The following is a 5,264-nucleotide window of genomic DNA, read 5'->3' as shown; positions in this document are numbered from 1 at the left end:
GCTTCGCCAGCGCGATCGCCGACCTCCCGCCGAATGGGCAGCGCCTGCTCGAAGTAGGTCACGGCGTGCTGCCGATCCCCGAGCCCGACGTACACGAGGCCGATGCTGCTGAGGATAATGGCTTCGCCAGCGCGGTTGCCGACCTCCCGCGTGATGGGCAGAGCCTGCTGGTAGTAGGCCAAGGCCTGCTGCCGGTCCCCAAGCCTGGCGTACACGGCGCCGATATTGCTGAGAGCGGCGGCTTCATCGGCGCGATCGCCGACCTCCCGCTGGATCGGCCTGGCCTGCTGGAAGTAGGCCAGGGCCTGCTGCCAGTCCCCGAGCCCGTCGTAGACAAGGCCGATGTTGTTGAGGGTACTGGCTTCGCCGGCGCGGTTGCCGACCTCCCGCGTGATTGGCAGGGCCTGCTCGAAGTAGGTCGCGGCCTGCTGCCGATCTCCAAGCCCGGCATACACCAGGCCGATATTGCTGAGAGCGGCGGCTTCATTGGCGCGGTCGCCCACGTTGCGATACAGGCTCAGTGCCTGTTCGTAGTCGGCCAGCGCGAGCTGAGGCTGCCCAGTGGCGGACCGGGCCCAGCCGCGGTGGTAGAACGCCCCGGCATCCGGGCCCAGGGTCAGAGTCGCGCTGGCCAGCGCCGCGGCATCCGCGAACCGGGACATCCGCAGCCATACCCGTGCCACAAGATCCCCGACGTTCCGGGCGATGACCGGCTCCCGACCGGCCACCGCCAGCCGGTGCACCTCCACGGCTCGGGTGAAGATGACGGCGGGGTGGCCTCGATCCAGCGACTCCGGTCCCGCCAGCCCTGCATCGTTCATCAGGCCTAGCGCCCTCCCTGCCTCGGCTCTGCAATCTACGAACAGCTCTACTCCGTAACGCATCCACCCAAGAACGTCGAGGCGGCTCGGGGGAACCGCGATCGCCGCAGCATCACCCGTAGCCATGCACCCTGACACACCGGGTCACGATCGAACAACCGCAAACTGAGATGCGACAGGACCATCCATCCAGCGCCTCGGCTGCGCCGTATGCGCCTACGGCGATGATGCTCGCCGTGTTGGGACTGATCAGGCTGCCAACTGGGCCCACGGGTGGGCGGGTGTCGGAGGCGGTCCGAGTGCCGCCTGCAGGCGACCGTGTTCTCGGCTCAGCGCGGTCCTGAGCCCAGGGCGGTCTAGGGATTGCTCGAGCCTCCTAATGATCGTGCACATCCGGGTGAGGTCGAGATCCGTCGGGGCGGGCAGGTCCAGTCGGTGGGCGACAGCATGGACGGCGTCGTTGGTGCGGCGTACCGCATGTCGTAGGCCACGGAGGTAACTGGAACGGGGCGGGCGGCTCTGGCGAACGACCTGACCGGTAGACGTGATGGTGTCGCGAAGCGGGACGTCCCAGGCATGGTTGGCCGCGTCCTGTGGGGCCGCCCCGTTCTGCACGAGCGCGTCCGCGAGGAGCGGGGCAAACGTTGTCGGGTACAGGAACGTTCGGTCGCTGTCGGGTCCCGGTCCGTAGAGGGTGGCGGCCAGGCGTGCTGTGGCAGCCAGGATCGTGAAGGTTGGCAGGTCGTCGCCCAGGACCACGGACCATCGTTCGATGGTCGGCTCGGTGGCGGCGGCCTCGACCAGAGCGAGTCCGATCCGCGAGAGCCGTTTGGCGCTGCGGGAGTCGAGGGTGATCGTGGCGTGGGCCGGGCCGCGGTCGATCGAGTCGATGACGAGCCCGGTGGCGTTGAACAGCTTCGCCAGACGGATGTTTCTGACGATCGCCGCGCGGGGTGGTGCGGTCCGGTCGATCGCGCGGCCCAGCTCCGGTAGACACCCGCGGGCCAACGCCACACCGGCCTGGTAGCCCCGAGCCGCAGCCCAGGCGCGTTCGGCGGTCCTGTACACGTCGTCGAGGTCGACGGCTTGGTCGCCGAACACGGCGGTCTCGTTCTCAGGGTCCCAGTACAGGTCCTCGTGGGCTCGGGCGTTGCGCCACAACGGCACGATCATCTCGGCGATCATGAGGCACAGCGGTGTCTCATCCTGACGGGCGAGTAGTCGGCTCCTGATCTCGTTCAGGCCGGCGGAGGCCGGTGTCGCCTCGCCCAGGAGTCGCAGGACGCCGACGGCCGCCACGCGGAGCGGGCCTTCGCTTACAGCTCGGTACAGCTCGCCGACAGCCCGCGCGAAGAGGTCGGCGTCCGTCGCGGCCATGACGGCACGCTGGGCGTCCATGACCCCCAGGTGAGTCGAGTAGGCGACCTTGTCACGGTCAAGCATCTCAACGATCGCGGCGGCGGTGGCTGCGACGTCTGCCGCCGCACAGTGGTGGATCAGATCGCAGGCGGACCGGGCGGCGCGGTGGGCAACGAGGGGATGGCCATCCGTGGCGAGGGCGAAAGGATGAAGACCGCCGTCCAGTTCCTCAATGATCCCCCGGTCTCGGCGGGCGAACCCGAGCAGCTGCATCGTGATCCGGCCGAGCTGGTCTTGACGGTCGTGGAACGCGGCCCGAAGCCCCGTGCCGATCCTGAGTGTCGTACCACCGATCTCGCTGGCCGAGACTCCGTACACCCTGGCGATCGGATCCTCGTCGCCCGCAGCGGCCTGCAGCGCCGCGACGAGACCGTCCTCCGCGTCAGCGAGCGCCGATCCGCCGTCGCGATCACCGGCTCCATGTCCAGCCGCCAGGCTGTCGAGCAGGTAGACCGTGCCGTCACAGGCGGCCTCGATGGCCTTTGCGATCGCGGCGTGGGGTCCTGGATCAGGCGGCTCGAACCATAGGACATCGGCGGCGGCGCGACGAACCGTGCGGACGGAATCGATCAGTTTGGCAGCGGCGGGCGGCAGACTGCGGCCAACCGCACGGGTATCCCCGCTAGCGGCGGCGCGGACGTCGACCGTCGCGCGACCAGCCTGCCGGACGTGTTCGATCAGTGCGGAGTCCTCGATGACAGCCTGCCATTGGACGGTCGTCACCGGAATGGGTTCCGTCGCCCAAGCACGAGGCGTCAGAGCGCGCCAGGATCCTGGATCGATCGATCGCAAGGCCGCACGAACAGCACGAGCGGTCCTTTCGTCCGGAGCCGCCAGCACGGCACCATCCATCGGATCACCTACCAGTGACGTGTCGGGTGAGCGGGAGGCTACGGGCTGCACGCAGCTTCCCGCAATCGCCATGCGAATGCGTCCGCCGTCCGGCTAGTCGCCGACGTCAATCGCATAGCGGGGGTTCGTGGTTGCCGTGGCGTGACGGGTGCGGCCCGCTTCCTCTCGGCCTGCCAACGGCGACCAGAGGTCTTCGCGGGCACTCGGCCAGCCTTCTTGCCGTTACGCGCAGGTGTGGAAGCATGGCGCCATGGATGCCCTGCCCGGCTCCACGATGCCGCCTGCCTCGGTGCGGGGGTTGTTGGACCTGCTCGAGGAGGCGAAAGGGACTGTGCAGGTTCTGGATCCGCCGGAAGAGGTGAGGGCGGCCTGGCCTCGGCTGATCCATGCTTTGCGGTCTGGCGGGCACGTGCCCAAGGGCTGGCATCTGGTTCACCGCGGCCGAAACACCGGTGACCTAGTGATCGAGCTACGGCGGGGTCCGGGCCCGCATAGCAGTGCTCCAGTTCGTCTTCGGCCTGGAACAACGGACGCCCGTCCATCTCTGCCCCGCAGACGTCGTAGCTGACCAGATCAGGATCGCTGCCGACCCTGAGGCGAGCGCCGCTCGTCATCAGACCGAACGCGCCACCGGAGAGCCGGGCTGCTGTGGTGTGGCCATCATCGTGGTCGAGCACGAGCCGATGGACGCGCCCGCTGACCCGGCCCCTGACGCTGACGTTTCCACCGTGCACAGAATCGAGGACCTGCGTCGGCATCTCGTGCGCCGCCTTCGGCGGCAGGTCCCGCTCCGCTAGAGCTGCTCCCGACGGCTCAGCCACTCACGGGGCGGAGACCTCTCAGCCCTGACACCCTCGATGGCTCACGGTTCGATGACGGAGTGGAACAGCAGGAGGGCGCTGCCGGCGGCGCCGCCACCTACGAGCACCGCCGACGGGACCGAGTGGTCCACGAGGTAGGACATGCCGCCAGCGAGCAGACCGGTGATGAGCGTCAGGAGCAGGATGAGGGCGGTGCGGACGGTCATCAGCGGGCCGGGAGATGGCGTCATGACAGACCTCCCATCGGTTGTTGTTAGCTAAACCCTGCCCGAGCCACCGGACGCGGCAACAGCCCGTCATGGCGGTTCCGTGGCGCCCGCTGGACACCACTGGACACGAGCGAACTGCCGTATCGTGGCCGAATGAGGGTCAATGTGGCTGTGCTGGCCAAGGCGCAGGGCCTCGGGGATGACTTCGATAGTCTTCAACGCCTGCGCAGAGGTAGGGGCATCACTGGCCCCGATGACCTCTCCTATCTATCCGACTACATCAAACGGCGGATGCTGCGTATTGAGAGAGACACAGAGAGCGAACTCCGACGCGGCCTGGACAACCTCAGGCAGCTCATCGACAAGTCACCCCCGCACGAGCGGGAACTGCTACGGCTGTGTTTCAACATCGATCGCGCCTTTGGCAACTTCAACTGGCTGGAACGCGCCGAGAACTTCACGATCGACCATGAGTGGATCGGCAGCTCGCGCAACGTCCGCCATCGCGCGGACCTCGCTCTCCTGCAGCTGCTGATGCGCACCCGCCCGGCCGCCGAGCTCGAACCATTCTCCGCCGCAGACGGCAAGGACGTTGGAGGCTCCCGCGGCAATTCGGTGAGCGCCCTGACGTTCTTCGCCGAGGACTACGTCCGCAACAGCCCGCGTTTTGCGGCGTCATGGGAGGCGGCGCATGCCGTCGACATGTGCGGCTTTGGTCACAACCGGATGGCGGTCGCCTACTCGGCGGAGATCGGCCGGATCCTCAAGTCGGGCGGTCGCGTCCGGGTGCTAGGGCGTGTTTCATAAGTGGCTGCGTAGCCAGGTGTCGATGGTGGCGATGATGATGGTGGCTTCGTAGCGGACGGCGAGTTTGTCGTAGCGGGTGGCCAGGGCGCGGTGTTGTTTGAGTTGGTTGATGCCGCACTCGACGGCGTGGCGTTGCTTGTAGGTGTGCGGGTTGAAGGCGGGTGGTCGGCCGCCGCGTGAACCTCGGGCTGCCCGGTTTCGGACCTGGTCGGCTTTGATCGGGATGGTGGCCTTGATGCCCTTCGCGCGTAGCCAGGCGCGGTTGGCCGCGGAGCTGTAGGCCTTGTCGCCCAGGACCCGATCTGGTCGGGTCCTGGGTCGGCCTCTTCCTGGGC

Annotated in this window: 5 protein-coding genes; 1 reads left to right on the top strand and 4 read right to left on the bottom strand. The window is 67.7% G+C overall.

Annotated features, from left to right (window positions below):
• From BMY89_RS30375 to BMY89_RS14220, 3 genes are all read right to left on the bottom strand, one after another.
• On the bottom strand, positions 1-821 hold an 821-nt coding region (locus tag BMY89_RS30375; RefSeq protein WP_175510375.1), incomplete at its 3' end, for a tetratricopeptide repeat protein.
• A gap of 249 nt (positions 822-1,070) precedes the next feature.
• Positions 1,071-3,092, bottom strand: coding sequence for a hypothetical protein (locus BMY89_RS14230; RefSeq protein ID WP_139217943.1), 2,022 nt, complete (start codon positions 3,090-3,092; stop codon positions 1,071-1,073).
• A gap of 862 nt (positions 3,093-3,954) precedes the next feature.
• On the bottom strand, positions 3,955-4,143 hold the full coding sequence (locus tag BMY89_RS14220; RefSeq protein ID WP_092380436.1) for a hypothetical protein: 189 nt from the start codon (positions 4,141-4,143) through the stop codon (positions 3,955-3,957).
• A gap of 132 nt (positions 4,144-4,275) precedes the next feature.
• On the opposite strand from BMY89_RS14220, the gene BMY89_RS14215 reads away from it, so the two are divergent.
• A complete protein-coding gene (locus BMY89_RS14215; RefSeq protein ID WP_139217942.1) occupies positions 4,276-4,929 on the top strand; it encodes a hypothetical protein in 654 nt (217 codons plus the stop codon).
• Here the strand turns inward: BMY89_RS14215 and BMY89_RS14210 are convergent.
• On the bottom strand, positions 4,924-5,264 hold a 341-nt coding region (locus tag BMY89_RS14210; protein ID WP_139217941.1), incomplete at its 5' end, for a transposase. The two genes, BMY89_RS14215 and BMY89_RS14210, sit on opposite strands and share 6 nt — an antisense overlap.

Source organism: Micromonospora phaseoli (assembly GCF_900109115.1).
Taxonomy (GTDB): Bacteria; Actinomycetota; Actinomycetes; order Mycobacteriales; family Micromonosporaceae; genus Micromonospora; species Micromonospora phaseoli.
This window is presented reverse-complemented; position numbering and strand designations above follow the sequence as displayed.

Coding starts and splice junctions, on each gene's coding strand:
- BMY89_RS14230 (WP_139217943.1), bottom strand. CDS start 3,092: ATGGATGGTGCCGTGCTGGCGGCTCCGGACGAAAGGACCGCTCGTGCT.
- BMY89_RS14220 (WP_092380436.1), bottom strand. CDS start 4,143: ATGACGCCATCTCCCGGCCCGCTGATGACCGTCCGCACCGCCCTCATC.
- BMY89_RS14215 (WP_139217942.1), top strand. CDS start 4,276: ATGAGGGTCAATGTGGCTGTGCTGGCCAAGGCGCAGGGCCTCGGGGAT.